Here is a 1,149-nt window from a genome sequence, read left to right on the forward strand (position 1 = left end):
GACGGCGAGCAGCCCCATCCCGAGCCCGTAATTGCCGTCGAGATCGCGCACCGTCCAGCCGTCGGTAGTGAGCTGGGTCAGCACCGCATGTGCCGTCGCCCTCGAGAGTCCGGTCTCGCGCACAATCCGCGCCAGCGACAAGTGCTCGGCGGGCCGGCGCGACAGCAGGTCGATTACCCGCACCACGCGATGCGTGGGTGGTGATCCCGCGGAGGCGGTAGGAGTGACCTCGGTGCTCTCGGACATCGCGCCCTTTCTGGTCGATGGATGCGGTGACAAGTCACCCCGGTCCGCGCCGCCGCTCACCGTACCGGTGCGAGGCGGGCCGGCTTCCCGGTCCGGAGCGCTGAATGGTCGGCGAGGCCCGGCTTCGGCGCGGTGGAGGACCGGACTTCGAGGCGCTGGTCGGCTCTCGGGCCGTCGGATCTACGTGCGCCGAATCGGAGGCGCGGCTCAGGACGATGCAGCGACTTCGCACCCGGTATGGCGGCTACGAACATGCGCCGTCGTCGACAGCCACTTGACCGACGCGCAGCTGTCCGCTTATCGTCGGTGTCACAATATCGAACAATAGCGTCGAATATTCGACAACGCAACTCCGAAGTGGTCGAGATTTCGGATCCCGGGAAGCGATGCGAGCGATGCGGACAAGGCGAATGTGATGCGGACGGGATACGAGCTGTCGCATCTGTCGGCCCTCGAGGCCGAATCGGTGCACATCTTCCGGGAGGTGGCGGCCACCTTCGAACGACCGGTGCTGCTGTTCTCCGGCGGTAAGGATTCGGCGGTGATGCTGGAGCTGGCCCGCAAGGCGTTCTGGCCGGCGGCGCTGCCGTTCGCGCTGCTGCACGTCGATACCGGGCACAACTTCGACGAGGTGATCGAGTTCCGCGATCGCACGGCGGCCAGGCTCGGCGCGCGGCTGCTGGTGGCGCGGGTACAGGACGATATCGACGCCGGGCGGGTCACCGAACGCCCGGGGGAGAGCCGGAATCGGTTGCAGACCACCACATTGCTGCGCGCGATCGGCGAACATCGCTTCGACGCCGTATTCGGCGGGGCGCGCCGCGACGAGGAGAAGGCGCGCGCCAAGGAGCGGGTGTTCAGTTTCCGCGACGAATTCGGCGCGTGGGAGCCGCGGGCGCAGCG

The 1,149-nt window shown here is 67.8% G+C and carries 2 protein-coding genes; one reads left to right on the plus strand and one right to left on the minus strand.

Features of this window, described 5'->3' with window-relative positions:
* Positions 1 to 246: helix-turn-helix domain-containing protein (locus ACGF5C_RS34995; RefSeq protein WP_393308733.1), on the minus strand; the 246-nt coding region annotated here is incomplete at its 3' end.
* Positions 247 to 661: 415 nt separating this feature from the next.
* Here ACGF5C_RS34995 and cysD point away from each other — a divergent pair.
* On the plus strand, positions 662 to 1,149 hold a 488-nt coding region (cysD, locus tag ACGF5C_RS35000), incomplete at its 3' end, for a sulfate adenylyltransferase subunit CysD (protein ID WP_393308735.1).

The organism is Micromonospora sp. NPDC047620, assembly GCF_043205005.1.
GTDB lineage: Bacteria > Actinomycetota > Actinomycetes > Mycobacteriales > Micromonosporaceae > Micromonospora.